Origin of the sequence: Amycolatopsis sp. NPDC059657 (genome assembly GCF_042734395.1) — a bacterium.
Lineage (GTDB): Bacteria > Actinomycetota > Actinomycetes > Mycobacteriales > Pseudonocardiaceae > Amycolatopsis.
Window position 1 is genome coordinate 1 of the sequence record NZ_JBHWEB010000124.1, and the last position, 26,836, is coordinate 26,836.

15 protein-coding genes and 2 pseudogenes are annotated in these 26,836 nt (G+C 68.9%); 13 read left to right on the top strand and 4 right to left on the bottom strand.

The features are described 5' to 3' along the window. Positions 1 to 15: 15 nt before the first annotated feature. The 5 genes from ACFV15_RS40025 to ACFV15_RS40045 all read left to right on the top strand — a co-directional run bounded on the left by ACFV15_RS40025 (position 16) and on the right by ACFV15_RS40045 (position 14,716). Positions 16 to 4,182: an SDR family NAD(P)-dependent oxidoreductase gene (locus ACFV15_RS40025; protein ID WP_378357640.1), complete on the top strand. Its 4,167-nt coding sequence runs from the start codon at positions 16 to 18 to the stop codon at positions 4,180 to 4,182. Further along, the gene (locus ACFV15_RS40030; protein WP_378357613.1) at positions 4,182 to 8,657 is read left to right on the top strand and encodes a type I polyketide synthase; all 4,476 of its coding nucleotides are present in this window, start codon (positions 4,182 to 4,184) and stop codon (positions 8,655 to 8,657) included. The genes ACFV15_RS40025 and ACFV15_RS40030 overlap by 1 nt, the downstream gene beginning before the upstream one ends. A gap of 11 nt (positions 8,658 to 8,668) precedes the next feature. After that, on the top strand, positions 8,669 to 12,040 hold the full coding sequence (locus ACFV15_RS40035; protein WP_378357615.1) for a type I polyketide synthase: 3,372 nt from the start codon (positions 8,669 to 8,671) through the stop codon (positions 12,038 to 12,040). Then, a complete protein-coding gene (ccrA, locus tag ACFV15_RS40040) occupies positions 12,024 to 13,358 on the top strand; it encodes a crotonyl-CoA carboxylase/reductase (RefSeq protein ID WP_378357617.1) in 1,335 nt (444 codons plus the stop codon). Before ACFV15_RS40035 ends, ccrA begins: the two co-directional genes overlap by 17 nt. A 176-nt stretch (positions 13,359 to 13,534) precedes the next feature. Further along, on the top strand, positions 13,535 to 14,716 hold the full coding sequence (locus ACFV15_RS40045) for a MalY/PatB family protein (protein ID WP_378357619.1): 1,182 nt from the start codon (positions 13,535 to 13,537) through the stop codon (positions 14,714 to 14,716). Positions 14,717 to 14,838: 122 nt separating this feature from the next. Here the strand turns inward: ACFV15_RS40045 and ACFV15_RS40050 are convergent, their stop codons facing one another. After that, the gene (locus ACFV15_RS40050) at positions 14,839 to 15,390 is read right to left on the bottom strand and encodes an OsmC family protein (protein ID WP_378357621.1); all 552 of its coding nucleotides are present in this window, start codon (positions 15,388 to 15,390) and stop codon (positions 14,839 to 14,841) included. Positions 15,391 to 15,613: 223 nt separating this feature from the next. Here ACFV15_RS40050 and ACFV15_RS40055 point away from each other — a divergent pair, with 223 nt between their 5' ends. Continuing rightward, positions 15,614 to 16,066 carry an Lrp/AsnC family transcriptional regulator gene (locus ACFV15_RS40055; RefSeq protein WP_378357623.1) on the top strand — a complete coding sequence of 151 codons (453 nt, stop codon included), beginning with the start codon at positions 15,614 to 15,616 and terminating at the stop codon, positions 16,064 to 16,066. A 154-nt stretch (positions 16,067 to 16,220) separates the two neighbouring features. Here the strand turns inward: ACFV15_RS40055 and ACFV15_RS40060 are convergent, their stop codons facing one another. Beyond that, positions 16,221 to 16,907, bottom strand: coding sequence for a hypothetical protein (locus ACFV15_RS40060; protein WP_378357625.1), 687 nt, complete (start codon positions 16,905 to 16,907; stop codon positions 16,221 to 16,223). Positions 16,908 to 16,922: 15 nt separating this feature from the next. Further along, the gene (locus ACFV15_RS40065; protein ID WP_378357627.1) at positions 16,923 to 17,975 is read right to left on the bottom strand and encodes an alpha/beta hydrolase fold domain-containing protein; all 1,053 of its coding nucleotides are present in this window, start codon (positions 17,973 to 17,975) and stop codon (positions 16,923 to 16,925) included. A 254-nt stretch (positions 17,976 to 18,229) separates the two neighbouring features. On the opposite strand from ACFV15_RS40065, the gene ACFV15_RS40070 reads away from it, so the two are divergent. The 7 genes and pseudogenes from ACFV15_RS40070 (at position 18,230) to ACFV15_RS40100 (ending at position 26,236) form a co-directional block, all read left to right on the top strand. Further along, on the top strand, positions 18,230 to 19,318 hold the full coding sequence (locus ACFV15_RS40070; RefSeq protein ID WP_378357629.1) for a substrate-binding domain-containing protein: 1,089 nt from the start codon (positions 18,230 to 18,232) through the stop codon (positions 19,316 to 19,318). An 83-nt stretch (positions 19,319 to 19,401) separates the two neighbouring features. Next, entirely contained in the window at positions 19,402 to 20,730 is a 1,329-nt protein-coding gene (locus tag ACFV15_RS40075) for an extracellular solute-binding protein (protein ID WP_378357631.1), read from the top strand. A 130-nt stretch (positions 20,731 to 20,860) separates the two neighbouring features. Then, positions 20,861 to 21,715, top strand: a complete 855-nt coding sequence (locus ACFV15_RS40080; RefSeq protein ID WP_378357633.1) for a carbohydrate ABC transporter permease — start codon at positions 20,861 to 20,863, stop codon at positions 21,713 to 21,715. Next, the gene (locus ACFV15_RS40085; RefSeq protein WP_378357635.1) at positions 21,715 to 22,569 is read left to right on the top strand and encodes a carbohydrate ABC transporter permease; all 855 of its coding nucleotides are present in this window, start codon (positions 21,715 to 21,717) and stop codon (positions 22,567 to 22,569) included. Before ACFV15_RS40080 ends, ACFV15_RS40085 begins: the two co-directional genes overlap by 1 nt. Then, positions 22,566 to 23,576 carry a hydroxyacid dehydrogenase gene (locus ACFV15_RS40090; RefSeq protein WP_378357637.1) on the top strand — a complete coding sequence of 337 codons (1,011 nt, stop codon included), beginning with the start codon at positions 22,566 to 22,568 and terminating at the stop codon, positions 23,574 to 23,576. The genes ACFV15_RS40085 and ACFV15_RS40090 overlap by 4 nt, the downstream gene beginning before the upstream one ends. A 112-nt stretch (positions 23,577 to 23,688) precedes the next feature. Further along, positions 23,689 to 25,434: pseudogene (locus ACFV15_RS40095) on the top strand (DUF2264 domain-containing protein); the annotation flags it as partial. Further along, positions 25,427 to 26,236 (top strand): sugar phosphate isomerase/epimerase family protein, encoded by an 810-nt coding sequence (locus tag ACFV15_RS40100; RefSeq protein WP_378357639.1) that lies wholly within the window; start codon positions 25,427 to 25,429, stop codon positions 26,234 to 26,236. The pseudogene ACFV15_RS40095 and the gene ACFV15_RS40100, both read left to right, overlap by 8 nt. Before the next feature lie 154 nt (positions 26,237 to 26,390). Here ACFV15_RS40100 and ACFV15_RS40105 read toward each other — a convergent pair. Next, positions 26,391 to 26,720: pseudogene (locus tag ACFV15_RS40105) on the bottom strand (transposase); the annotation flags it as partial. Between the last annotated feature and the right edge of the window lie 116 nt (positions 26,721 to 26,836).

A 26,836-nucleotide genomic window follows, 5' to 3' on the forward strand; every position in this document is an offset into this window, starting at 1 on the left:
CTGCCGACGTCCCAAGTGGACTGGTCGACCGGAGCGGTGCGGGTGCTGACGGAGGCTGTCGACTGGCCCGAATCGGACCGCCCCCGTCGCGCCGGCATATCGGCGTTCGGCGTGAGTGGCACGAACGCGCACCTGATACTCGAACAGCCGCCGGCAACAGAGCATTCGTCCAAAGTGGAGGACGACGACCACGCGACGGTTCCGTTGGTGTTGAGCGGAAAGTCCTCGGAAGCGCTTCGCGATCAGGCCGGCAGGTTGCTGGCCAAGGTCGAAGACGATCCCTCGCTTCGCGTCGCCGATCTCGCGTACTCGTCGGTGGCTCACCGGGCGTTGTTCGAACATCGTGCCGCACTCGTGTCTGCCGATCGGGAGAACCTGCTGGCGGATTTGCGTTCCCTCGTGTCAGTGGACGCGGCGTCCACCGTGATCACCGGGATGGCTCGATCGGGCCGCGGTGTGGTGTTCGTCTTCCCTGGCCAGGGTGGTCAGTGGGTCGGCATGGGCCGCGAGCTGTTGGCTGTGTCCCCGGTTTTCGCGGAGAGTATGCGTGCCTGCGAAGGGGCTCTGTCGCCGTTCGTCGAGTGGTCCTTGATCGAGGTGTTGACCGGCGAGGACACCCAACGGCAGCTTGACCGGGTCGACGTCGTGCAGCCGGCGCTGTGGGCGATCATGGTGTCCTTGGCGGCCGTACTGCGCTCTTATGGCGTCGAACCGGACGCTGTGGTGGGACACAGCCAAGGCGAGATCGCTGCCGCCTACGTCGCGGGCGCACTGTCACTGGAAGACGCAGCCAGGGTCATCGCCTTGCGCAGCCAGGCGTTGAAGGTCATCGCCGGCACCGGCGGGATGATCTCGGTCCGCCTGTCCGCGGCGGAAGCACAGCGGCGCCTGGACGAACTCGGGGAACCCCTGTCGGTCGCGGTGGTGAACGGGGCGAGGTCGGTGGCCGTCGGCGGCGAGGTTTCGGCCGTGGACCGGATGCAGGCTCGCTGGGAAGCCGAGGGCATCCACGTTCGCCGGATCAACGGCGACTACGCCTCCCACACGGTCCAGGTCGAGCGGGTCGAGCAGCGGCTGATGGAGTTGCTGGCGCCGGTCGTCCCACAGAAACCCGAGATCGCCTGGTACTCCACTGTGGACTGTGACTGGCTGGACGGCGCGGTCGCCGATGCCGGCTACTGGTATCGCAACCTCCGCGAGACCGTTCAGTTCGACACCGCTGTCCGCGCACTGCTGGACGCGGGCAATCAGCACTTCGTCGAGGTCAGCCCGCACCCGGTTGTCACCATGCCGATCCGCTCCACCATGGAGGAACTCGACTCGGACGCCGCGGTGGCCGGTGTGCTGCGCCGCGATCACGGCGGTCTGGACCAGATCATGCGGACGCTGGCCGAACTCGTCGTGCGTGGCGTCACGCCCGACTGGTCCGCGGTGTTCTCCGGAACCGGCGCACGCTCGGTCGACCTGCCGACGTACGCCTTCCAGCACCAGCACTACTGGCTCGCCCAAGGCGGCAAGACGGACCTGTCCGCCGCCGGTATGGACGAAGTGGACCACCCGTTCCTGGGAGCGACGCTGACCGACCCGGAGTCCGGCGTGACGAGCCTGACCGGCCGGATCTCCTTGGCCTCGCAGCGGTGGCTGGCCGATCACGCGGCGGACGGCGTGGTGCTGCTGCCGGGCGCCGCGCTCGTGGAGATCGCACTGCATGCCGGCGCCGTGACCGATACGCCCGAGCTGTCGGAATTCGTAATCGAGGCCGGTCTGCGGCTCCCGGCCGATGCCGCGCTGCGGCTCCAGGTGACCGTGCGGCCGGAGGACGATCAGGGGCGCCGGGAGCTGTCCATCCATTCGCGCACTGACCAAGGGCGGCGCTCCTGGACGCGGCACGCCAGAGGGCTGCTCGCCCCACACTCGCCGGCATCCATGCCGAACCACGGTGAAGTGACCGCATGGCCGCCGCGCGACGCGGAGCCGGTGGATGTGACGGGCTTCTACGACAAACTCGAACGGGCCGGATACGGCTACGGTCCGGCCTTCCGCGGGCTGCGAGCCGCGTGGCGACGCGACAAGAGCGTCCTGGCGGAGGTTGTGCTCCCCGAAGCCGCTACGCCAGGCGACTACGGCATCCACCCGGCACTGTTCGATGCCGCGCTGCAGAGCGCCTTCCTCGCGATCGAGGATGGAGACGAGCAGACGCTCTCGCTGCCGTTCGCCTGGAACGACGTTGTGCTGCATGCGACCGGTGCCACCACAGTGCGCGTGTTCACCACCGTGACGAGTGACGGCGATGGCACACACGCCATCGCGGTCGAAATCGCCGACCCGCTGGGCAAGCCCGTGCTCTCGCTGGGAACCGTCGTCACGCGGCCGATCTCCATCCGGGAACTGACCGCGCCGTCCGGGACCGACGTGCCGGACATGCTGTTCGGCATCGACTGGACCCGGCTCGACACCGGTGCGTCGACCGGCAGGCTGGCACACATCGACAACGCCGACCAGTTGCCGACCGTCGAAGCGAACATCGACTGGCTGGTGCTGGGCCCGGGGGAGAACACCGACGCCAGGATCGCGGTGAACAGGGTGCTCGCGGTCGTGCAGGCGTTTCTCGGAGACCACGCTCGGCACGCCACCCGGCTCGTCGTGACGACTCGAAGCGCGGTCGCCGCACCGGACACAGGGGAGGGGCGGCCCGCCGGACACGAGGTACCGGATCCGGTCGCGGCCGCGGTGGCCGGCCTGATCCGCTCGGCGCAGGCCGAGCACCCCGGCCGGATCCTGCTCATCGACACGGACGAGCGGGCCGAGCTCCCGGCCGTGCCGGCGGCGATGGTCGCCGCCGGTGAGAACGAGGTCGTTGTCCGGCACACGACGGCTTGGGTGCCGCGCCTGGTCCGGGTCGCGCCGGATCTGGCGCAGGGCAGGCCCGTGGGCGAGAACGTCCACACCGTTCCCCGGCCGCTCGATCCCGCCGGGACGGTGCTCATCACCGGCGCGACCGGCACGCTCGGCAGGCTGGTGGCCCGGCATCTGGTCACCGGGCACGGGATCCGCAGCCTGGTGCTGGCCTCCCGGCGCGGCGACCAGGCGCCAGGCGCTGCCGAGCTCGGAGCGGAACTCACCGAACTCGGCGCGTGGGTGCGGTTCGTCCGATGCGATATCGCGCGGCGCGCGGATGTCCAGACGTTGCTGGCGGCTGTGCCGTCGGACGCGCCGCTGACCGCCGTCGTGCACGCGGCGGCGGTGCTGGACGACGGGGTGGTCGAAGCCATGACACCAGAGCAGGTCGACAGGGTGTTCGCGCCCAAGCTCGACGGCGCGGTCCACCTCGACGAACTGACCCGGCACCTGGACCTCGCGGCCTTCGTCGTCTTCTCCTCGGGAGCAGGCGTGCTCGGCAACGGCGGACAGGCCAACTACTCGGCGGCCAACGCCTTCCTCGACGCACTGATGGCACGTCGGCGCGCCGACGGCAGGCCGGGGTTGTCCCTCGCGTGGGGCTATTGGGCGGACACGAGCGACACCTCGTCACGCCTGGACCGGACGGAATTGGCCGCACGCATGCGACGCAACGGATTCCTCCCGCTGGAATCCGCCGACGGCCTGCGGTTGCTGGACGACAGCCTGCGATCGGACCGGGCGCTGCTGATCCCCGTCCCGCTCGACATCGAGGTGCTGCGGGAACGCGCTCGAGCCTCGGCTCTTCCAGCTGTGCTGAGGGGAGTGGTCGGCAGGGTCCGTGCGGTGGCCGCGGCCGACCGCGGGCAGCCCCAGGACGCACTGGCCGGACTGGCCGGGCTCGGAGCCAAGGAACGCGTCTCGGCACTGACCGACCTCGTGCGCGCCCATGCCGCCGCCGCGATCGGCACGACAGCCGACGCGATCCGCGGCACCAAGCCGTTCCGGGACCTCGGGTTCGACTCGCTGACCGCGATCGAAATGCGCAATCGGCTGGTCAAGGCGACCGGCGTCAGCCTGCCGGCCACCCTGATCTTCGACTACCCGAGCGCGGCCGCCGTCGCCGAGCACCTGCATGAGCTCACCGGCGGCTCCGCACCGTCCGAACCCGAAACGGACGACCTCGAAACCGACGATCTCGCCGCGCTCGAAGCCGCGGAACTGATCCAGCTGCTACGCGGGGAACTCGCCGTGCACAGCGACGACACGAACTTGGACAAGTGATGACGGAGCCGACCGAGCAGCTCGTAACGGCGCTGCGCGACTCGATGCGGGAGATTCAACGCCTGCGCCGGGTCAACAGCGAACTGACCGACAGGCACCGCGAGCCGGTCGCCATCGTCGGGATGGCCTGCCGCTATCCCGGTGGCGTCGACGGCCCGGCCGCGCTGTGGGACGTAGTGGCGCAGGGCCGCGACGTCGTCGGCGGCTTCCCGACCGACCGCGGCTGGGGTGCCCTGTTCGATCCCGACCCGGACGTGGCAGGCCGGACCTACACCCGCGCGGGCGGCTTCCTCCACGACGCGGCCCTGTTCGACGCCGAATTCTTCGAGATCTCGCCGCGTGAGGCGGCCGCGATGGATCCGCAGCAACGGCTGTTGCTCGAGGTCTCCTGGGAGGCGTTGGAACAGGCTCGGATCGTCCCGACCTCACTGCGTGGCCGCGACGTCGGTGTGTTCACCGGCCTGTACGCCGGCTACTACGGCTACCAGGCCGAGGGCACCGAGGGACTGGGCACCGGCATGTCGGCAGGCGTCGCCGCCGGCCGAGTGTCATACTCCCTCGGCCTGGGGGGACCGGCTGTCACCATCGACACCGCCTGCTCGTCTTCGCTGGTGGCCATCCACCTCGCCATCCAGGCGTTGCGCGCGGGTGAATGCTCGATGGCGCTGGCCGGCGCCGCGATGGTGATGGCGGAGCCCAACATCATCGTCGACTTCTCCCGCCAGCGTGGCCTCGCGCCGGACGGCCGGTGCAAGGCGTTCGCCGACGCGGCGGACGGCACTGGCGTCTCCGAGGGCGCCGGCGTCCTGGTGCTGGAACGGCTGTCGGACGCACAACGGAACGGCCATCACATTCTTGCGGTCGTCCGCGGTTCCGCCGTCAACCAGGACGGCGCGTCCAACGGGCTGACCGCGCCCAACGGTCCCGCGCAGCAGCGGGTCATCCGGGCCGCGCTGGCCAACGCCGGCCTGTCCGCCGACGAGGTCGACGTCCTGGAGGCCCACGGCACCGGCACACCACTCGGCGATCCCATCGAGGCACAAGCGATTCTGGCCACGTATGGCCAGCGCGACGAGGATCGGCCCGCGCTGCTCGGCTCCGTCAAGTCCAACATCGGCCACACCCAGATCGCCGCCGGGCTGGCAGGCGTGATCAAAATGGTGCAGGCGATGCGGCACGGTGTCGCCCCCAAGACGCTGCACGTGGAGCGGCCGTCGTCGCACGTGGATTGGTCGTCCGGCGCGGTCCGGCTGCTGACCGAGCACGAGCCATGGCCGGATCGCGGCCGCCCTCGCCGGGCTGCGGTGTCGGGATTCGGGATCAGCGGCACCAACGCCCACGTCATCCTGGAACAGGCACCCCACCAGGAGACTGGCGTCGCACCGGCCACGCGGTACCCGGTTCCGCTGGTGGTGTCGGGTCGGTCCGAGTCAGCCGTCCTCGCCCAGGCCGACCGGCTGGCGGCGTGGCTCGAGTCCGACACGGCCCCGCTCGCGGCGATCGGCCGCTCGCTTTTCGAGACCCGTGTTCAGTTCGGGCATCGGGCGGTCGTCATCGCGACCGACCGCGAGCAAGCGGCGCGTCAGTTGCGGACGGTGACCGGCGTGATCAGCGGCGTCGCCGGTGACAACGGGCCGGGCCCGATCGGCGTGCTGTTCGCCGGGCAGGGAACCCAGCGGCCGGGCATGGGGCGACGGCTGTACGAAGCCTTTCCGGACTACGCGCGGGCATTCGATGCCGTCTGCCAGGAGCTGGACCGCTGCCTCGCTGGGCACGTTTCACATCCGGTGGCGCGGGTGGTGCTCGACGACGACCATGCCGGCCTGCTCGGACGGACGGTTTACACCCAGACCGCGTTGTTCGCCGTCGAGGTGGCGGTGTTCAGGCTGCTGGCATCGTGGGGTCTGGTGCCGGAAATGCTACTGGGCCATTCCGTCGGCGAACTGGTGGCGGCCCACGTGGCGGGCGTGCTGTCGTTGCCGGACGCGGCAAAGCTGGTGGCGGCGAGGGCCCGGCTGATGGAGGCGCTGCCGCCGGGCGGGGCCATGGCCGCTGTCTCGGCGGCCGAGCACGAGGTGGTGCCGCTGCTGACCGGCGATGTCGCGATCGCGGCGGTGAACGGGCCACAGTCCACAGTGGTCTCCGGCGAGGAAGATGCCGTCGCCGCGGTGCTCGCCGCCCTGCCAGTGCGCAAGACGCGGCGGCTCGACGTCAGTCACGCGTTCCACTCACCGCTGATGGACGCCATGCTCGGCGATTTCCGGGCGGTTGCCGAGCAGATCGAGTACCACCCGCCACAGATCCCGATCGTGTCGACGGTGACTGGAAAGACCGCGACCGCGGAAGAGTTGTGCGACCCGGAGTACTGGGTCCGCCAGGTCCGGTCGCCGGTGCGCTTCTTCGACGGTGTGCAGACGATGTGCTCGGCCGGAGCCGGCACCGTCGTCGAGTGCGGTCCGGACGGCTCGTTGAGCGCACTGGGCCGGTCCATCGCGCCGGATGCCGCGTTCATCCCGGCGATGCGCCGAAAAGACGACGACCTGGAGTGCGTCCTCGCCGCCTGGGCCCGGCTGCACGTGGCCGGCGTCCCCCTGCACTGGGTCTTTCCCGACGATGGCTCGCCACTGGCCGAGCTGCCCACGTACGCATTCCAACGACGGCGATACTGGCTGTCGTCCGGACGCACGGACACTGCTCTCGACGACCTGTTCTACCGGGTCGTATGGCGCCGCGCCGCCGATCCGGCACCGGCCACACTGACCGGGACATGGCTGCTGGTCGCCGAAAGCGACCAGTACGAAGTGGATCCGGTGCGCCGCTGGCTGATCGGCCAGGGAGCGCACGTGGTCACCACGGCCGACCTCCGTGACGTCCGGCAACCCGTCGCCGGTGTGGTGTCCCTGCTCGCGATGTCCGGGAAGTCGCCGGTGACGGTCACCACCGCGTTGTTCAGCGCCGCCATCGAGGGCAACCTCGACGCGCCACTGTGGCTGTTCACCCGTGGCGCGGTCAACGTCGGGCCGACCGATCCGCTGACCGAACCCGAGCAGGCGCAGGTCTGGGGTCTCGGCCGGGTGTTCGGCCTGGAGCATCCGAACCTGTGGGGCGGTCTTGTCGATCTGCCCGAGGACCTCGACGCCGCCGAGCAGCGGCTGGCCGGCGTCCTGACGAACAACGAGGACCAGGTCGCCATCCGGGCCGAGGGGCTGTTCCACCGCAGGCTCGTCCGCGCCGGGACGGGGACGGTACTCGGGACTTGGCGACCGCGCGGCTGCGTTCTCGTCACGGGCGGCACCAGCGGTCCCGGTGCCGAGGTCGCACGGTGGCTCGCGGGCCATGGCGTGGCGCACCTCGTGCTGACCAGCCGTCGCGGGCCGGTCGCCGACGGCGCCGACGAACTGAAAGCGGAACTCGTCCGGCTCGGCGCGAAGGTCAGCATCGTCGCCTGCGATGTCGCCGACCGCGCCGCCTTGGCGGGACTGGTCCAGGAACACGAGTTCACCGCTGTTGTGCATGCCGCCGGGTCCGGCCCGATCGGTTCGCCTGCCGACAGCGTCATCGACGCACTGCTCGACCCACTCGCCGAGAAGATCGACGGCGCCGTGAACCTCGACAGCCTGCTCGGCGACACCGAATTGGACGCCTTCGTGCTGTTCTCCTCCATCTCCGGCACCTGGGGAAGCGGCGGCCAGGCAGGCCAGGCCGCGGGCGACGCGTTCTTGGACGCGCTCGCCGAACAGCGGCGCCAGCGCGGTCTCGCGGCGACGGCGCTGGCGTGGGGGCCGTGGGCGGAGCACACGCCCGAGCAACCGCCCGGGCTGCGGCCGCTGCCTCCGGAGCTCGGGGTCCGCGCGATGGTTCACGCCTCGAGCGGGCCCGACACCGTGCTGGCGGTGGCCGACGTCGACTGGACAGTGTTCACGTCGACCGTGACCTCGGCCCGTCCCTGGCCCTTGATCACGGAGTTGCCCGAAGCCCGGCGATCCGGCGAGCCCGAGCCGGACCGGGCGGCAGCGGTGAACCTGCCCGGTCTTCCCGAGAACGAGCGTCGCCGCGCGCTCACCGACCTGGTGCGTGACGCGGTCGCGATGACGCTGGGGCACGCGTCCGGCGCGGAGCTGGAGGACCGCCCATTCGGACAGCTCGGCTTCGACTCGATCACCGCGTTGGAGCTGAGCGGCAGGCTCAGCGCGGTGAGCGGCGTCGCTCTCTCGCCGACCCTGGTGTTCGACCACCACGACGTGGCCGCAGTCGTCGAGCACTTGAACGGCGAGCTCGGGGCGGCAGACGGCGGCCTACTCGGGCAGATCGACGCGCTCGAGGCCCAGCTGGCCCGCCTCACGCCGGAGGAGCTGGCTCCGGTGGCACAGCGGTTGCGGCAGGTCGTCGACCAGTGGCAGGTGCCGGTGACCGATCTGACGGACGTGACCGACGAGGAGCTGCTTGCCCTCCTCAAGGAAAACGGCATCGAGTGAGGAACGACCGCATGGTGACCGAGGACGAACTGCACCGCCTTCTCAAGCGGGTTACCGCCGAGCTGCACGACACGCGGACGCGGCTCGCCACCGAACAGGCGCGGGTCCGCGAACCGATCGCGATCGTCGGCATGGCGTGCCGGCTGCCCGGCGGCGTGCGCGACGCCGACGACCTGTGGCGGCTGGTCGCCGACGGGACGGACGCGGTGTCGGAGTTCCCGACCGACCGTGGCTGGCCGCTGGACACGCTGTTCCACCCCGATCAGCATCAACCCGGCACGAGCCACACCCGTCACGGTGGCTTCCTCAGCGACGCCGCCGACTTCGACGCCGGGTTCTTCCGGATCTCCCGTAACGAGGCACTGGCGATGGATCCCCAGCACCGGATCCTGCTGGAGAGCGCGTGGGAGGCGTTCGAGGACGCCGGAATCGACCCGACCAGCCTGAAGGGCAGCAAAACCGCCGTCTTCGTCGGGCTGGCCGATTCCGGCTACGGTGAGGCCGTCCGGGCCGCCCACGCCGAGCTCGAAGGCTATCTGGCGGCCGGTAGCGCCGCGAGTATCGCCTCGGGGCGGATCGCCTACACCCTGGGGCTCGAAGGGCCCGCTGTCACCGTGGACACCGCGTGCTCGTCCTCGCTCACCGCACTGCACCTGGCCGTCCGCTCGTTGCGCTCCGGCGAATCGGACCTGGCACTGGCCGGCGGAGTGTCCATACTGGCTTCGGCTTCGGCGTTCGTCGAATTCTCCCGCCAAGGCGGGCTGGCCGTCGACGGCCGGTGCAAGTCGTTCGCGGCGGCCGCCGACGGCACCGGCTGGGCGGAGGGTGTCGCCTTGCTCGTGGTTGAGCGGCTGTCCGACGCGAGGCGCCACGGCCACCACGTGCTGGCCGTGGTCAGGGGCAGCGCGATCAACCAGGACGGCGCCTCCGCCGGGCTGACCGCGCCCAGCGGCAGCGCGCAGCAGAACGTCATCCGGCGGGCGCTGGCCGACGCAGGCCTCAGGCCAGGGGAGGTCGACGCGGTAGAAGCGCACGGCACCGGCACGAAGCTGGGTGACCCGATCGAGGCGCAGGCGTTGCTCGCCGTCTACGGGAAAGGCCGTTCGCAGCCACTCCTGCTGGGGTCGCTGAAGTCCAACATCGGGCACTCCATCGCCGCGGCGGGTGCGGCCGCGGTCATCAAGATGGTGCAGGCCATCCGCCACGGCGCGCTGCCCAAGACATTGCACGTCGACGGTCCGACACCGTTCGTCGACTGGTCTTCGGGTGGAGTCGAGTTGTTGACAGAGGAGCGCGACTGGCCAGACACCGGCGCTCCGCGCCGAGCAGGCGTCTCCTCGTTCGGCGCGAGCGGCACCAACGCCCACGTGATCATCGAACAGGCGCCGACCGTCCACTTCGCACGGAAACCCGGTGCCACGCCGTGGCTGCTGTCCGGGCATTCGGCCGCGGCGTTGCGGGCACAGGCCGCCAATCTGCTGGCAGTCGTCGAAGCCGACCCCGAGCTGGATCTCCACGCCGTCGGTCACGCGCTGACCTCGCGTGCCAACCTGGCCGAGCGAGCGGTCGTGTTCGCCACGGACCGTGCGGGCCTTCTCGCCGGTTTGCGAGCCGTCGCCGAGGACAGGAACCACACCGCGGTCGCCAAGGGAACGGCGGGCGAGGTCGAGGAGCGGGTGGTCTTCGTGGTGCCCGGCGAACAGCAAGGGCCGCCGCCGGATGAGGCATTCGCGCCCCGGTTCACCGCGCAGCTCGAAAAGTGCGAGGCCATGCTCGAATCGCTGGGGGGCAGTGCGCAGGAGCTGGCCGGCTGGACGATCCCCATCGGAGTCGCCGAACTTTGGCGCTCGTACGGGGTGTCGCCGGACGCCGTCGTCGGCGAAGGCCCCGCCGCCGCGTACGTGGCGGGTGCGCTTTCCCTCGAGGAGTCCGCGAAGTCGGCGATCGCAGGCTCCGCACCGCCTGAACTCCGGTCCGAGGTGCCGCTGGTTCCGGACGCCAACAGCCTGACCGGGCAGCAGTCAACGGTGTTCGTGGAGTTGACCGCGACGTCAGTCCACGACTTCTGGCGATCGCTGGCGGAACTGCGCCTGCGTGGCGTCGCTGTCGACTGGACCGCGGGCTGTGCTGGCGACCGGCTCGCGCGGGTCACCCTTCCCGGCTATGCGTTCCAGCGGGAACGGTTCTGGCCGGGAAAGCCGATCGCGGTGGCACAGGACGACGGTCCCGTGCGGACCGATCTACTGGACCTGGTGCGGCACGAGGTCGCCGCGGTGCTGGGAGCACCCGTCGCCGAGGTCACCCCGTCCAGCCGGCTCGACGAGCTCGGGCTGGACTCGCTCGCCGCTGTCCGATTGCGGCGCAGGCTGAAGAAGGCCACGGGCTTGTCGCTCGCGGCGCACGTGAACCTCGGCAATCCGACCGCCGAAGGGCTGGCGGATCACCTCCGGCAACTGTTGGCGAAGCCCGTCGATACGGTGCCAGAAGCCACACCCGGCGGCACGGCGCTCGGCGTGAGCTACCGCCGCCTGTGTGCGGCGGGAGAGTACGTGGCGGCGAACGACATGGTGATCGCCGCCTCGCGCGTGCGCCCGACCTTCGCCATCGCGCGGATCGCCGAGCACACCACGGTCCCCGTCCCGCTCGCTACCGGGCCGGCGCCGGTCAAACTTGTGCTGATCCCCTCGTTCAACGCCATCTCCGGGCCGCACGAGTACGCCCGGTTCGGCCGCCTGCTGGAGGGCGACCGTGACGTCGCCGTCATGGGTTCCCCCGGCCACGCCGAAACCGACCTGCTGCCAGACAGCCGGGAGACCTGCGTCCAGATGCTGGCGACGAGTATCCGGGACTGGGCGGACGGCGAGCCGTTCGCGGTCGTCGGCCGGTCCATGGGCGGCAATGTCGCCAATCTCGTCGTCGGGGCCTTGGAGGAACGTCAGGTGTTCCCCGAGGGACTGGTGCTCATCGACAGCTATCCGGTTCTCAACACAGCGGCGGAAGGCTTCGAGCCGAGGTTGTCGGCCGCGCTGGTGGACGCGATGCTCCACCGCGTCGACCGCTACGACATGAACTGGACCGATGCCGCTCTTACGTCGATGGGCGCGTACCTGCGGATCATGGCCGGCACGCAGCCGTTGCCTGTCGGCGCCCGCACCCTGCTGCTGCGGGCGACCAGCCCGCTGCCCGAGTTCACCCCAGGCCCGGACGGCGCGGCAGGCTGGCGCGCGTCGTGGCCGTACGCCGACGACGTGATCGACGTTCCCGGAGACCACCACACCGTGCTCGAAGAGCATTCCACCTCGACCGTCGACGCCATCCGTGGCTGGATCGACGGGTCGTCTTCCCCTGCAAGGAGTGACACCTCAAATGGACACGATGCGTGAAGCGCTGATCGGCGACGCCGGGCCGGAAGACATCCGGCGGCTGGACGTGCCCGCCGACTACCGGGCCGCGTTCCTGCGTATAGAGGACACGTCGATGTTCGACGGCGTGGCCGACCGGGACGTCCGCAAGTCATTGCACGTCGGCACCGTCCCGATGCCTGAGCTGGCACCCGACGAGGTGCTCGTGGCGGTGATGGCCAGTGCGGTCAACTACAACACGGTGTGGTCCGCGATGTTCTCGCCGATCCCGACGTTCCGTTTCCTCCGGCAGTTCGCCCGTGAGGGCGGTTGGGCCTCCCGGCACGATCTGCCGCAGCACGTCGTCGGCTCCGACGGCGCCGGCATCATCGTGCGGGTCGGGGCCGGGGTGCGGAGGTGGCAGGTCGGTGATCACGTCGCGATCCACCCCGTGCAGGTCGACGACCAGGAGCACGCGACGCACGACGACGCGATGATGGGTGCGGAGCAGCGAGCTTGGGGCTTCGAGACCAACTTCGGTGGTCTCGCCGACTACACCGTGGTCCGGGCGAGCCAACTGCTGCCGAAACCCGCCCACCTCACATGGGAAGAGGCGGCTGTGAACACGTTGTGTGCCTCCACGGCGTACCGCATGCTCGTCGGAAGCCACGGCGCTCGCCTCAAGCAGGGCGATGTGGTGCTGATCTGGGGCGCCGCAGGCGGTCTGGGCAGCTATGCGATCCAGATGGTCAAGAATGGTGGTGGCACGCCGATCGGCGTCGTCAGCTCGGAGCGCAAAGCTGAAGCCGCGCGCCGCCTCGGGTGCGACATCGTGATCGACCGCAACGAGATCGGCCTGACCGGTGACGTGTCCGACGATCCGCAGCAGGTGATCGAGGTGGGCAAACGGCTCGGCAGGCAGATTCGTGCCGAGGTCGGACGGGACCCGGACATCGTCTTCGAGCACACCGGCCGCGCGACGTTCGGTGTCTCGGTGTTCGTCGTGCGACGTGGCGGGATCGTCGTGACCTGCGGCTCCAGTTCGGGCTACCAGCACACGTACGACAACCGGTACCTCTGGATGAAGTTGAAGACCGTCATGGGTTCGCACGGGGCGAATCTGCAGGAGTCGCTGGAGTGCACCCGGCTGATCGCCGACGGCAGGATCATGCCGGTGATGTCGGCCGCCTATCCGCTGGCAGAGGTCGGTGAAGCGTGCCGCCTGGTGCAGACCAACCAGCAGATCGGCAAGGTCGCTGTGCTGTGCATGGCGCCCAGTGCCGGGCTTGGCGTCACGGATGCCGCACTGCGGGACCGGATCGGGAACGACCGCCTCATGCCCCTGATGGACATCTCTTGACGACCTCGGGCACAAGAGGGTCTGACCCGCTTGTGTTGGACATCCAAGAGACCCAGAGTCGTCGGGCGCAACTTCCTTGCTGAATCGCGATCCGCATGGGGTGACCTGTGCCGATCCGAAGGCGGATGGCGCAAAAAGGCAAACAATGTGCGCGACATGCTGTCTATTTTCGCTTCATGGATGACTCGTTGAAGGATCTCACCGGAACTCGCGGCGTGAACCCACTGCGGCAGATGTCTCTGGAGCAGCTGCGGCAACGCACGAGTATGAAGTGGACGACCTACCAGGATGACGTACTGCCACTGTGGGTGGCGGAGATGGACGTGCCGGTCGCCGAGCCCGTGGCACGAGCCATCCACAGTGCGGTGGAGCGCGGAGATACCGGATATCCGGCCGGAACCGCCTATGCCGAGGCATTCGCGGACTTCGCCGCGCGACGTTGGGACTGGGATGACCTGGCTGTTGAGCGGACGGCGATCGTCCCTGACGTGATGCTGGGCATCGTCGAGATGCTCAAGCTGGTCTCCGGCCACGGGGACCCCGTCGTGGTCAACTGCCCTGTGTATCCGCCCTTCTATCAGTTCATCCGCAACGACGGCCGGCCGGTTGTCGAGGCGCCGCTGACCGAGAAAGGGCGGATCGACCTGGTCACCCTGGAGGTCGCATTCCGGAAAGCCGCTGATCGCGGCGGGCGGCCGGTGTATCTGCTGTGCAGTCCGCACAATCCGACCGGCACCGTGCACACCGCCACTGAACTGACCGATGTTGCCGAGCTCGCGCGCAGGTACGCCGTGCGCGTCGTGGCGGATGAGATCCACGCTCCCATCGTGGCTGCCGGAACCTCCTTCGTTCCTTACCTGAGCGTGCCGGGCGCGGAGAACAGCCTGTCGGTGATGTCCGCCTCCAAGGCCTGGAATCTGGCCGGTCTCAAAGCCGCCCTCGCCATCGCCGGCCCCGAGGCCGCCGACGATCTGGCCCGCCTCCCCGAGGAAGTCGGTCACGGCCCCAGCCACCTCGGCGTCATCGCCCACACCACGGCCCTGCGGGAGGGCGGTGCATGGCTCGACAGCCTGCTGGCCGGACTGGACGAAAACTGCCATCTACTTGGCGATCTACTGGCCGCCCACCTGCCCGCCGTGCGCTGGCGCCCAGGCCAGGCCACCTACCTGGCCTGGCTGGACTGCCGGGAACTGGCCCTTCGCAACGACCCGGCGGCCGTCTTCCTGGAACGAGGCCGGATCGCCCTCAACTCCGGGATGGCCTTCGGGCCGGGAGGAGCGGGGTTTGTCCGAATGAACCTGGCCACCTCCCCGGAAATCCTCGCCGAAGGGGTCCGCAGGATGGCCTCCGTACTGTGAGTTCGTCGACTCGAGCGGCACGCAGCTGACCCGCCGTCCGATGCCGCTTTGGGGCGGATACGGGCGGCGGGTCGGGTGCCGCGGCTGTCCTTTACCGTGCGGGCGTCCGGGCTGTCGCGTGCTCAGGCAAGCGTGGTGACGACGTCGACCGGGTTCACGAGGGTGTCGCGGATGGGCGAACGGCTCTCGACGAGGGAGATCAGCTCTTCGAGCTGCTCGCGGGTGGCCTCAGGGGCCTCGGCGTGGACGCGAACGCGCAGCTGCTGCACGCCCGGACGGATTGCGGTGTCGATACCGAGGAACCCGCGCAGGTCGATGTCGCCTTCGAGCTCCAGCCGGAAGCTCTTGAGCTCGATGCCGCGCGAGGCGGCGTTGGCGGTGAGTGTGACGGTGTAGCAGCCTGCCAGCGCCTGCAGAACGTACTCCGCGGGCGAGACCGCGGTGTCCGTGCCCAGCAGTGCGGTCGGCTCATCGCTGGCCATCGTGTACTTCGCTACACGTCGCTCGTCGCGCTCACCGCCCTGCGTCAGGGCACCGGTCTGCGCCTTGATCCGGAAACCGCCCTGCCACGTACCGTCGACAGCGAAGGTGACCTGGCCCAGCTTGGGAGTGGTCCGAACGGCGTCGATGGTCTCCTGCAGAGCCTTTACGTCGATCTCGTTGACTACGGACATCAGTACTGGTTCCTCCGATTGGCGGGGGCGGTCAGGGGTGAGCGATGGCTGCGGCTATCGGGCCGCCACTCAAGGCTGAGAAATGTGTCGCGGCGCGGCGCACACTTCGTCCCTGAAGAAGCAGTCGACCGCGCTAACTCTCTAGGACGAGGCTAGGCGGGATCGACCGCTATATTTTTGCCACCTTTGCCAGTAGCCAGGCGGATTGGGGAAAGAGTTGCCCATGGACCGGGTGGATCGCGAAATTCTTGCGGAGCTACAGAAGGACGGCCGCCAGACGATCACGGAACTGTCGGAGAAGGTCCGGCTGAGCATCTCGCGTTGTCAGCGGCGGCTGCGCGAGCTCGAGCGCGCAGGCGTGATTCGCGGATACAAGGCAGTGCTGGATCCGGAGGCCATCGGACTCGGTTTCGAAGCGCTGGTCTTCGTGACGCTGCAGCGGGAGGATCAGTCGACGCTGGCGGCCTTCGACGAGGCCGTCGCCGCGATTCCCAACGTTCTGCAGGCACAACGCCTCTTCGGCGATCCCGATTGCCTCCTGCACGTCGTGGCCGTCGACCTCGCCGACTACCGGAAGCTCTACGAAGGGCAACTGACCAGGCTGCCAGGTGTGCAGAAACTGACCTCCACCATCGTTATGAAACAGATCGTCCAGGCGCGCCCACTCCCCACCTGAGACGACACCCGCCACGCGCTGCACATCGTCACCAGCGCAAACGAATGCCTCCGCTCAGCGGAAGACGGCGAACTCGACCCAATGGAGAATGAGCCGGGCGGTCCGGGTCCATACCCCGACCGCCCGGCTCACATGCGGGCCGATATCCGGCTTATCAACCCCAGAACGACAGCGCCTGCCTGCCCAGCGACTGCTGGCCGGCCGCGTTGGCGTGGCAGCCGTCGGCGACCTCGTTGCTCTTCAGGCGGAACGCGCCGGCGTAGGTCACCTTCTGGGTCGAATCAGAGGCCGCTTGCCTGGCGAGGTTGTCGGTCAGGCTCGGGCCGTTCGCGCCGGCGAGGGAGCACGTCTGGCCCGCGTCGTAGAGCGGCTGTCCGCTGATGAAGATCGCCGCACCGGCCGCCGCGTGCAGGCGCGCGTTGGCGATGAGTTTCTTCACCTCGTCGTAGGTGGCCCCGTTCCGGGCGAAAATGCAGATTTGCACCCACACCGCCGACGGCTTGCCGAACCTGTTCGCCTGCTGGTCGAATTTCTGCCAGGTGCTGGAGTTGGGATTGGTCCAGGACTGAACGACCAGTCCGCCTGTCCCGTACGGGCCCCACATGCGGGTGCCGCCGACGGCGACGTACCCCTGAGCGACGTTCTCCGCCATCGAACAGCCGATGAAGCCCATCGAGTTCGATTGAACGGCTGCCGTGGCGCCTGGCGCGTTCGCCGGTAACAGGAGTGCGCTGATAGCAAGCAGAAGGCTCACGAAAAGGGTGCGTCGGATTTTTGCATGGCGCATTTCTACCTCCAATGCCGTAAAGCTCTTATCCAGGCTTGGCGTCCGCTGGAACATTACGGACAGGCGTTGTCAGGGGCCGTCAGGTCGCTGTCCCACTCCTGCCGGCTCTCCCGGGCGGACACCCAGGGCGGTGTCGAGGAAGGCCTCGATGGTCTCGAGGGTGGGGCGGTTCCTTTGTGGTGCGATGCCGCGGCAACCGGTCGTGGACCGCACATCGGCCTGCGGCGTGTCCGGTGACACGATGTCCTTGGAGTGGCCGACGCCGGGTACGGAGTAGAACGTCGTGGGAACGCATGCCCGCTTCAGCGCCGCGTACAGTAATTCGCTCTGGTGGTGCGGGACGAGCATGTCCCGCTGTCCGTGGGCGATCAGGACGGGTGGATCGTCCGGGGCGATGTACCGGATGGGGTTGGCCGCCTGGGTTCGCTGGGGACAGTGCTGGACGGCGCAGCCCACGAGTCGTGATTCCGGTGAGGCGATGTCGTTGTGGCAGTCGGTCGTGCCCGCGATCGTGTTGAACGCTTCGCAGGCGCCGGGCAGCATGTGAGCGTCCATCTGGAGGAGGTCCGTGGGCCCGTACAGGTCAACCACTGCCTGGACGGTGCTGGAGGCGCCAGTCAGGCCGACATTGCCCTCCAGCCCCGGCATACCGCCGGTGACACCGGCCATGGTCGCCGTCCAGCCACCGGACGAGTCGCCCAGCACAGCCAAGCGCGTGCGGTCGATCCCGTAGGTCCGGGCGTGGACGCGTAGCCACCGAATCGCCGCTTTCACGTCATGGACCTGCGCCGGGAACTGGGCCTGAGAGCTGGATCGTGTCGACACGCCGGCCACGACATACCCCGCCGCGGTGAAGTGTGGCGCCAGTTGAGCGGCATACGCCTTGCCGTCGTCTCCGAGCCATGCGCTGCCACCCATCACGATCAGCAGCGGCCGCGGCTTCCCGTGCCGGCCGTCCGGGACGTACAGGTCGAGGAGGTGTCCTCGGCTGCCCTCCGGCTCCGCTCGGGCGTAGGAGATGTCGGTGTGTACGACAACGCTGTTCTCAGCCGATGCGGGAGCCGCCTGCACGGCGGTGAGCATCGTGATGACGATGAGGAGAACGCCTCGAATCCTGGACAACTTTCCTCCTCGATGGACCGCGGTGGAATCAGGCGTCACCCTGCGGCCGAGGCCGATGCCCGCGCAAGAGTTGTTTTCCGCTGGGCGGAAATCATCCTCGGCAGAGATGTACACGCCAGAAGATCCGCGCGGGTTCACCTCCTTTGCTAGCCACCGGATCTCGGCGACCGCGGCGGCTCGATGGCGCAGCCGGCGAATGATCGTTTATCCTCGGAGAAACGTTCAAACGAACACCAAGCTGAACAGGTTGTGTGATGCGAGAGCTGGGTGGCGATCGCCGCCAGAGAATCCTGGCGGTCGTCGAGGCGCGCGGAGAAGCTCGGGTCACCGACCTCGCCGGTGAACTCGAGGTCTCCGTGGTCACGGTGCGGCGCGATGTCGAGGAACTCGCCCGGGAGGGCAAGCTCCGGCGCGGGCACGGCGTCGCGCGTTCGCTCGTTCCGGCTGCCCCGGCGCGACCAGTGCGGCACGCCGAAGGCGGCGCCGTCGCACTGGTCGTCCCGGAGCGGCACGCCTACCTCTACGAGGTCATGCACGGCGCGCGGTCCGCGCTCGAAGAGGCCGGGATGCGGGTGGTACTGCACATCGCGCCCAAGGCCGAAGGTGGTTCCGAACGCTCGATCCTCGAACGCGCGCTGTCGGAAGACGTGCGGGGGCTGCTGATCGCGCCACGCTGGCGCACCGTCGAATCGGAAGAAGCGGACTATGGCTGGATCGCGGCGGTGCGGGTGCCCACGGTGGTGATGGAGCGGCGGCCGCGGACCGGCAGCGTCCTGCACGCGACGGACTCGGTCCGCACCGATCACTGGTACGGCGTCCACCTGGCGGTCGATCACCTCATCTCCTTGGGGCACAAGCGGATCGTGCTCGCCGCGCGAGACGACAGCCCGACCGCGCGCGCGTTGCGGGCGGCCTTCGCCGAGATCGCCGCGAACCGGGCGGAAATCGAGGACCACGCGGTGATCCTCAGTGCCACGGATGCCGGCTCCGACCGGAAGCCGGCCCCGGGTGACCAGGCCGTGCTGGCCGGGCTCGTGGGCGAGCGCGGCTTCACCGGAGCCGTTCTGCACGGCGACGTGGACGCGTTGATGCTGGTCGAACGCCTTGCCGAGGCTGGGCTCCAGGTTCCGCGGGACTGCTCGGTGGTGGCCTACGACGACGTCGTCGCCGCACTCGGCAGCACTCCGCTGACCGCCGTCGCACCGCCGAAAGCCGAGGTCGGCCGAGTGGCGGCGGAACTGTTGATACGTCGCCTGGGCGGTTCCGGCCAGAAGAGCCACCGTCCGCAGCGCATCGAGTTGATGCCCGAACTGAAGGTGCGAGGCTCGACGCGGCCTCTGTGACCGTTTGACCGCTTTGGGCGAAGCTATTGACCGTAAAACGCTCAGGCGATCAGAATGCGGTACCCGAACCGCAGGAGGCATCGATGCCTGGTCGACCGAGTCGCCGGTCCGTGCTCGCCGCGAGCCTGGCGCTCCCGTTGGGCGCGGCACTCGGCGGCTGCGCTTCGTCCGCGACGCCGGCGCAGAACACCGGCCGCGCCACCAGGATCGTCTTCTGGTCCGCGCTGCGCGGTAGCCAGCAGGTCGTCGACGCGTTCAACAAGTCGCAGAACCGGATCCAGGTCGTCTTCCAGCAGATCCCGTCGGCTGACTTCGGCGGTTACGCGAAACTGAGCAACGCGGCCCGCGCCGGGAACTCACCCGACATCGCCACGATCGAATATCCGCAGGTGCCCGGCTTCGCGATCGACGGCGTCGCCAGGGATATCACCGATCTCGTCAGCGACGGGCTGCGGGCGAAACTGCTGCCGCAGTCCTTGGGGCTGACCACGTTCGCGGGCCGCGTGTTCACCGTTCCGCTCGACATCGAACCGATGGTGCTGCACTACCGCAAGGATTTGTTCGACCAGTTCGGGTTTCCGGTTCCGCGTACCTGGGACGACTACGCCGCGCTGGCCCGCGCGGTCCGCGACAAGCTGCCCGCGAGCCGGCTCGGCGTGTTCCCCACGGACGGTGCGACGCAGTTCGCCGCGTGGGCATGGCAGGCGGGTGCCCAGTGGTTCGACACCCGGGACGGGGCGTGGAACGTCTCGATCGCCGACGCCCCGACCCGCCGGGTCGCCGAGTACTGGCAGCAGTTGTTCGACGACGGCCTCGTGTTCGCGAACGCCGCTTCGGGTAGGCAGTACGACGCACAGCTCAACCAGAGCCTGGTGCTCACCAAGCTCAGCGGCGCCTGGGACGCCGGCGCGCAGATGAAGTCGCGGCCGGGCCAGAAAGGACGGTGGGCGATCGCGCCGATGCCCCAGTGGGAACCGGCGAAGCCCGCCGTCGGCACCCACGGCGGATCGACCTTCGCCGTCACCAAGGACAGCCGGAATCCCGAAGCCGCCATGGAGTTCATCGAATGGCAGGTCTCGCATCCCGACGCGTTGCGTGCCCGGCTTTCCAGCGGTGCCAGCAGCCAGTACCCGGTCGCTCCCGAACTCGTCGATGTCGGCCGGAAAGCCTTCGACAGCGCGTACTACGGCGGCCAGGACATCTACACCCTCTTCACCGAGGAAACCGGAAAGGTCCGCGATGGCTGGACGTGGGGGCCGCGGATGACCGCGACCAACCGGGTCATGCAGGACGGTTTCGCCCAGGCGAGCGGCGGCGGCGGGACAATCCTCGACGCCGTCAATGAGGCGCATACCGGCACCATGCCGGATCTCGAGGCACTCGGCCTCGCCACCACCGAACACAGTTCCTGAACCGCCGAAAGAGAAAGGTGGTGACCCATCGATGACCGCGACCCTGTCCCCGCCGGCGAAGCGAAGCCCCGCACCGAGTGGCCCGCGCGTAAAACCACGACGACGTGAGCATTTCGCCTGCGGTGTGCTGATGACACCGTTCTTCGTCCTGCTGGTGACGATCTTCCTGATCCCGGTCGGCACCGCCGTCTGGCTCAGCTTCTTCGGCGACAACCAGCCCGGCCTCGGGTTCGGCCCGGAAGAGACCGCGTTCGCCGGACTCCGCAGCTACGCTGCCGTCCTTTCCGATCCAACCTTCCTGAGCGGGCTCGGCGTTGTCGTCCTGTACTGCCTGATCTACATTCCGCTGCTGGTGATCGGCTCACTCGTGCTGGCGCTGCTGCTGGATTCCGGCGCGGCCCGGTTGCGCGCGTCCTCGCAGCTGGTGCTGTTCATGCCGCACGCCATTCCCGGCATCATCGCCGCGCTGATCTGGGTGTACCTCTACACCCCCGGCCTCAGCCCGGTCGTGGACCTGTTGAGCAAGGCCGACATCGAGGTGAACTTCCTCGGTGTGCACGGTGTTCTGCCGTCGATCGTGAACATCGCACTGTGGAGCAACCTCGGGTACAACATGGTGGTCTTCTACGCCGCGTTGCAGGCTGTTCCGCGTGATGTGATCGAGGCCGCCGTGGTCGACGGCGCGGGCCCGGTCCGGACGGCGATGCGCATCAAGACGCCGCTGATCCGGGCGTCCATCGTCATGGTCATGCTGTTCTCCCTGATCTGGGCGTTGCAGCTGTTCACCGAGCCGATGCTGCTCAGCCAGTCCACCCCGATGGTCGGCGCCCGGTTCTCGCCCAGCATGTACATCTACGACGCCGCCTTCACCCGCAACAACTACGGGCTGGCCGCGGCGGCGTCGGTGATCCTCCTGGCCTTCACGATCGCGCTGTCCTACGGCGTGACGCGCTGGACGAACCGCGACCGGGGAGAGACCGTCTGATGAGCGCGCCCGCACTGCGTCCCCGCCTGCTGGGGCGGACAGTCGTCAACCTCGTCGTCGGCGTCTCCGTGCTCTACGCCCTGCTGCCCATGTTGTGGCTGGTGCTCGCCGCGTCGAAGGACCGCGACGCCCTCTTCGGCAGCGATCTCTTTTCCCTGCAGGGATTTTCGTTCATGCAGAACCTGGGTGAGCTGTTCGCGGAGGACGACGGGATCTACGGCCGCTGGTATCTCAACAGCCTGCTCTACGCCGTCGTCGGCGCGGCGATCAGCGCGCTGGTGAGCATCGCCTGCGGATACGCCTTCGACAAGTACCGGTTCCGCCACAAGGAAAAGCTCTTCGGGCTGGTGCTGGCCGCGGTCATGGTGCCGCAGACCGTGCTCGCCCTCCCGCTGTACCTGATGGCGTCGGAGGCCGGTCTGGTCAACACCTTCTGGGCGGTGTTCATTCCGGTGCTGTTCAACCCGTTCGGCGTTTACCTCGGCCGGATCTTCAGCCAGGGCTACGTTCCCGGCGAGGTGCTGGAGGCGGCGCGGATCGACGGCGCCGGCGAACTGACCATGTACCGGAAGGTCGCCCTGCGCATGCTGGCGCCGGGTGTGGTCACGGTCTTCCTCTTCCAGCTGACCGCGATCTGGAACAACTTCTTCCTGCCGATGGTGATGCTCTCCGATCAGAAACTGTATCCGGTCAGCCTCGGGCTCTACACGTGGAACAGCTCGGCATCGGTCTCGCCGGAGTACTATCCGGTGGTGATCATGGGTTCCTTGCTCGCCGTCATTCCGCTGGTACTGGCTTTCGCGCTGCTCCAACGATTCTGGCGATCCGGGCTCACCGCCGGGGCGGTCAAGTGAGCTTGTTCCCGCGTACCGCGCTGGCCATGAGCACGGCGGCCGCGGCCGCCGTGCTCACTCCCGAGCCGTTGGCGGAACTGGGCCGGGTCTGCGATCTCGTCGCGGATCCCGTGCTCGACGACTTCACCACTCCCGAGGCTCTCGAAATCCTGGCTGAGGTCGAGATTCTGGTCACCGGCTGGGGCTGCCCGCCGCTCGACTCCGCCGCACTGGCCGCCGCGCCCCGGCTCCGTGCCGTTGTGCACACCGCCGGGTCGGTGCACGGACATGTCACCGGTGAATGCTGGGATCGGGGAATCGAGGTTTCGTCCGCGGCCTCGGCCAACGCGCTCCCGGTGGCCGAGTACACCGTGGCGATGATTCTGCTGACCGGCAAGCGCGTGTTCGAAAGCGCCCGCGACTACCGCGCGACCCGTGACCGGAAGGACTGGCTCTCGACTCCGCCGGACGTCGGCAATTTCGGCCGCACCGTGGGAATCCTGTCGGCCTCGCTGATCGGGCGGCGGGTGATCGAGCTGCTGAGGCCGTTCGACTTCCGAATTCTGCTGCATGATCCGTATGTGACCGAACGGGAAGCGGAGGAGCTGGGCGCCGAGGCGGTCGGCCTCGACGAGTTGTTCGCCCGTGGCGACGTGGTCAGTGTGCACACCCCGCTCTTGCCTGCCACGCGCGGTCTGGTGAGCCGCGAGCTGCTCGCCTCGATGCGTCCGGACGCCGTTCTCGTCAACACCGCGCGCGGAGCCATCGTCGACCAGGACGCCCTCGCGGAAATCACCGCCACCGGCCGGATCAGAGCGGTGCTCGACGTCACCGATCCCGAGGTGCTGCCGCCGGAGCATCCATTGTGGACCTGTGAGCACGTGCTGATCACGCCGCATCTGGCCGGATCACAGGGCAACGAGTGGCGACGGCTCGCCGATCTCGCCGTCGCCGAGGTCACCCGCTGGGTTTCGGGCGCGGGTTTCGCCCATCCGGTCCGGCGGGACACACTGGGAAGGACCGCATGAACGTGCTCGGGATGCCTGACGAAGACCGGCGGCTGAGCCCGTACACGGGTACACCAGGCAGCACTGGGAGGCGGCCGCCGACGGTCTTCTCGATGACGCCTGGCGGTGGGCGAGTCCCCGCGGTGCCTTCCTCGACCTGCCGGGCAGGCCGTCGGGCAGCGGCGTGCGCTCGGACGGGCTCGAGGCCTACGCGCGCACGTTCCTCGCCGCCGCCTTCCGGGTGGCCGGCGCCAAGGGTGACGATCCGCACGGCCGGCTCGACCGGTACGCCGAGGGAATCACCGCGGGGACCCGGAATCCCGGTCGTGACGACGCCGAATCGTGGCCGCTGATCCTGGATCACGACGTCCAGGGCCAGCCGATGGTGGAATCCGCGTCAGTGGCGCTGGGCCTGCGGCTGACCCGGGAATGGCTGTGGGACCGGCTCGACCCGGCCACCCAGGACCGGGTCGAACACTGGCTGCGCGGCGCGTTGCGGCAGGTGCCGGCGCCGAACAACTGGTACCTCTTCCCGTACAGCGTGGCGGGTTTCCTGGAGTCGGCGGGCCGTGGGGACGCGGAGACCGCTCGCGCCCGGGAACGGGCACTGGAGCTGCTGGAGACGTGGTACCGCGGTGAAGGCTGGTACGCCGACGGCGATGGCCGTGCGTTCGACCAGTACAACGGCTGGGCGATGCATCTGTATCCGGTGCTCGACGCCCACCTCGCCGGGAAGACCACGGAGTACGGTTCCCGCCTGCACGAGCACCTCGAAAGCTTCGGCTACCTTTTCGGCGGCGACGGCGCTCCTGTCTACTTCGGACGGTCGATGACGTACCGGTTCGCCGCCGCCTCGGCGATCGGGCTGGGGGCCGTCACCGGCCGCACACCGTGGGCGCCCGGAGTGTCCAGGCGGTTGATCAGCGGGTCGCTGCGGTACTTCCTCGACCGCGGCGCGGTCGAGGACGGGCTGCTGAGCCTCGGCTGGCTCGGCCCGCACGCGGCGTCCTTGCAGCACTATTCCGGGCCTGGTTCGCCTTACTGGGCCTCGAAGGCGTTCGTCTGCCTGCTGGCCCCGCCCGACGCTCCTCTGTGGACGGAGGTGGAGGAGGCCGCACCGGCTGAAGGGCCGGACACGGTGCTTGCCCTGCCGTCCGCTGGACTGCTGGTGCAGACGACGCGTGCCGACGGGATCGTCCGACTGCACAACCACGGCAGTGACCACGTCCGCCCGTACGAGCCGGACGCGGCCGTGGGCGAGGACCCCCTGTATGCCAGGCAGGCCTACTCGACCCGGAGTGGCCCGACGGCGCTCGGCAACGTGCGGGACAACCACTTCGCCGTGGTCGTCAAGGGAGTGCGGAGTGCGCGGCGCCGCATCCACCCGCTCGGCGCCGGGCAGGGTGACGGCTGGGGCTGGGCGGCGTCGGAGCACAAACCGGTGTTCGGGTCCGGGCCGCCGATGGTTCCGGGGCTGCGGGTCGAGAGTGTGACGATCGCCCGGGGCCGGTACGAACTGCGGGTCCACCGTGTGGCCGGAGCGCCGGAGGGGGCGCGCGTCGAGCTGACCGGCTGGGCTACCGGCCCCGAGGCGGCACCGGAATCCGCGTTGCGCGCACTGCACGGCTGGACCGGGCAGGACGAACTCCGCGCGCCCCAGGGCACCGCGTTCACCCGCTGGGCCGTGGTCCCGCGGCTTACCGCCGAGGCGAACGGCACCGCGATCTACGCCGCACTGGCCACCCTCACGGCCGACCCGGAGCCGCTGGGGGACGCCGTTCGGGAGGTCACCGCCGGGTCGGCGGCAATCGAGGTCCGCTGGGCCGACGCTTCGGTCACCCAGGTCGCTTTCGACCCTCTCACCGTCACCCATGCCTGACACCGACGACCGGATGAGCCGGCGGTTCGCCGTGAGCACCCTGGGCATGCCCGGCGTCTCGGTCGCCGAAGCGGTCAAGACGGCGGCCGAACACGGCTGCCATGGCTTGGAGCTCCGGGCACACGAGGACGAAGCGGTCCACATAGGACTTACCGAACGCGAGTCCGCGCTGGTGCGAAGCCGGATCACCGACGCGGGGCTGGAGGTGGCCTGCCTCGCCGGATACGCGAAGGTGTGCGCCCCGGGCCCGGACGAACCGGTGATCACCGAGTTGCGCGCGCTGATCGTGCTGGCGCACCGGATCGGCGCCCCCTCGATCCGGGTTTTCCCCGGTGGTGACGGCCGGGCGCATGACCGCATCGCGGCGGTACTCGACGACCTCCGGACGGCCGGGCTCCGCCTGCTACTGGAGACCCACGATTCCCACCCCACCGGCGAGGCGGCACTGGCTGTCGTCGAACCGTTCGGCGAACCGGCCCTGGTGGCCGTGCTCTGGGACGCGCTGCACCCGTGGCGTTCCGGCGAAGCTCCGGCCACGACCCGTGCCGTCCTCGGCGACTACTTCGGCTACTTCCAGGTCAAGGACGCCATCTCGGCCGGAGACACCACGCCCGTGCCGCCAGGAGAAGGGGCCGTCCCGCTCGGCGAATGCGCCGAGCTGCTGCGGAACTGGTCGGGCTGGATCTCCCTGGAATGGGAGAAGGCGTGGTACCCCGATATCGCCGGAGTCGCCACGCCGTTGCGTGCGGCCGCCGCCTGGTTCGAAGACCTCGGTACGAACGTGGCGCCTGAGGCGCTATGAGTGCGGCATTCATTGCGAAATTCCTGGATCCACCGATGTGGTTTGTCGGTGGATCCAGGTGGCGTTTGTTGATCTTGTGATGGTGGGTGGGTGTGCGGGAGTGACCGGTCTCGCATCCGGTGTGTCCACTGTGGTCCGGTCGTCGGGGCGGGGGTCAGAGTGTTCGGGTGCTGGTGGCGGTGAACAGGCCCTGGTAGCTGTCTTGCCAGGGCCAGTTGCGGGGTAGTCGAAGGGTGAGGCGGCGGGCGCTGCGGGTGATGCGGGCGGGGATGTTGATCAGTTGGCGGCGCAGTGTGCCGGTGCGGGCTGTGGCGTGAGCGGCGCTGGCCAGGGTTCCGGTGGCGCGCATCAGGTTGTGGGTCAGCACCGCCAGGGTCAGCCAGGCTTGGTTGGCGGGGAACTTGCCGGAGGGGAAGTGAGCCAGGGCGGCGTCGTTGAGGTCGGCCAGGACTTGTTCGATGATCGCGTGCCCGCGGTGGTATTCCTCGGCGGTGCGCAGGTCGAAATGAACCGCCCCGGGTTCGGTAGAGACTCGTTGTTGGGGTCAGGCGACCAGGCTGATCAGGTCGCCTGACTTGTACAGGGTCTCGAACTCGACGG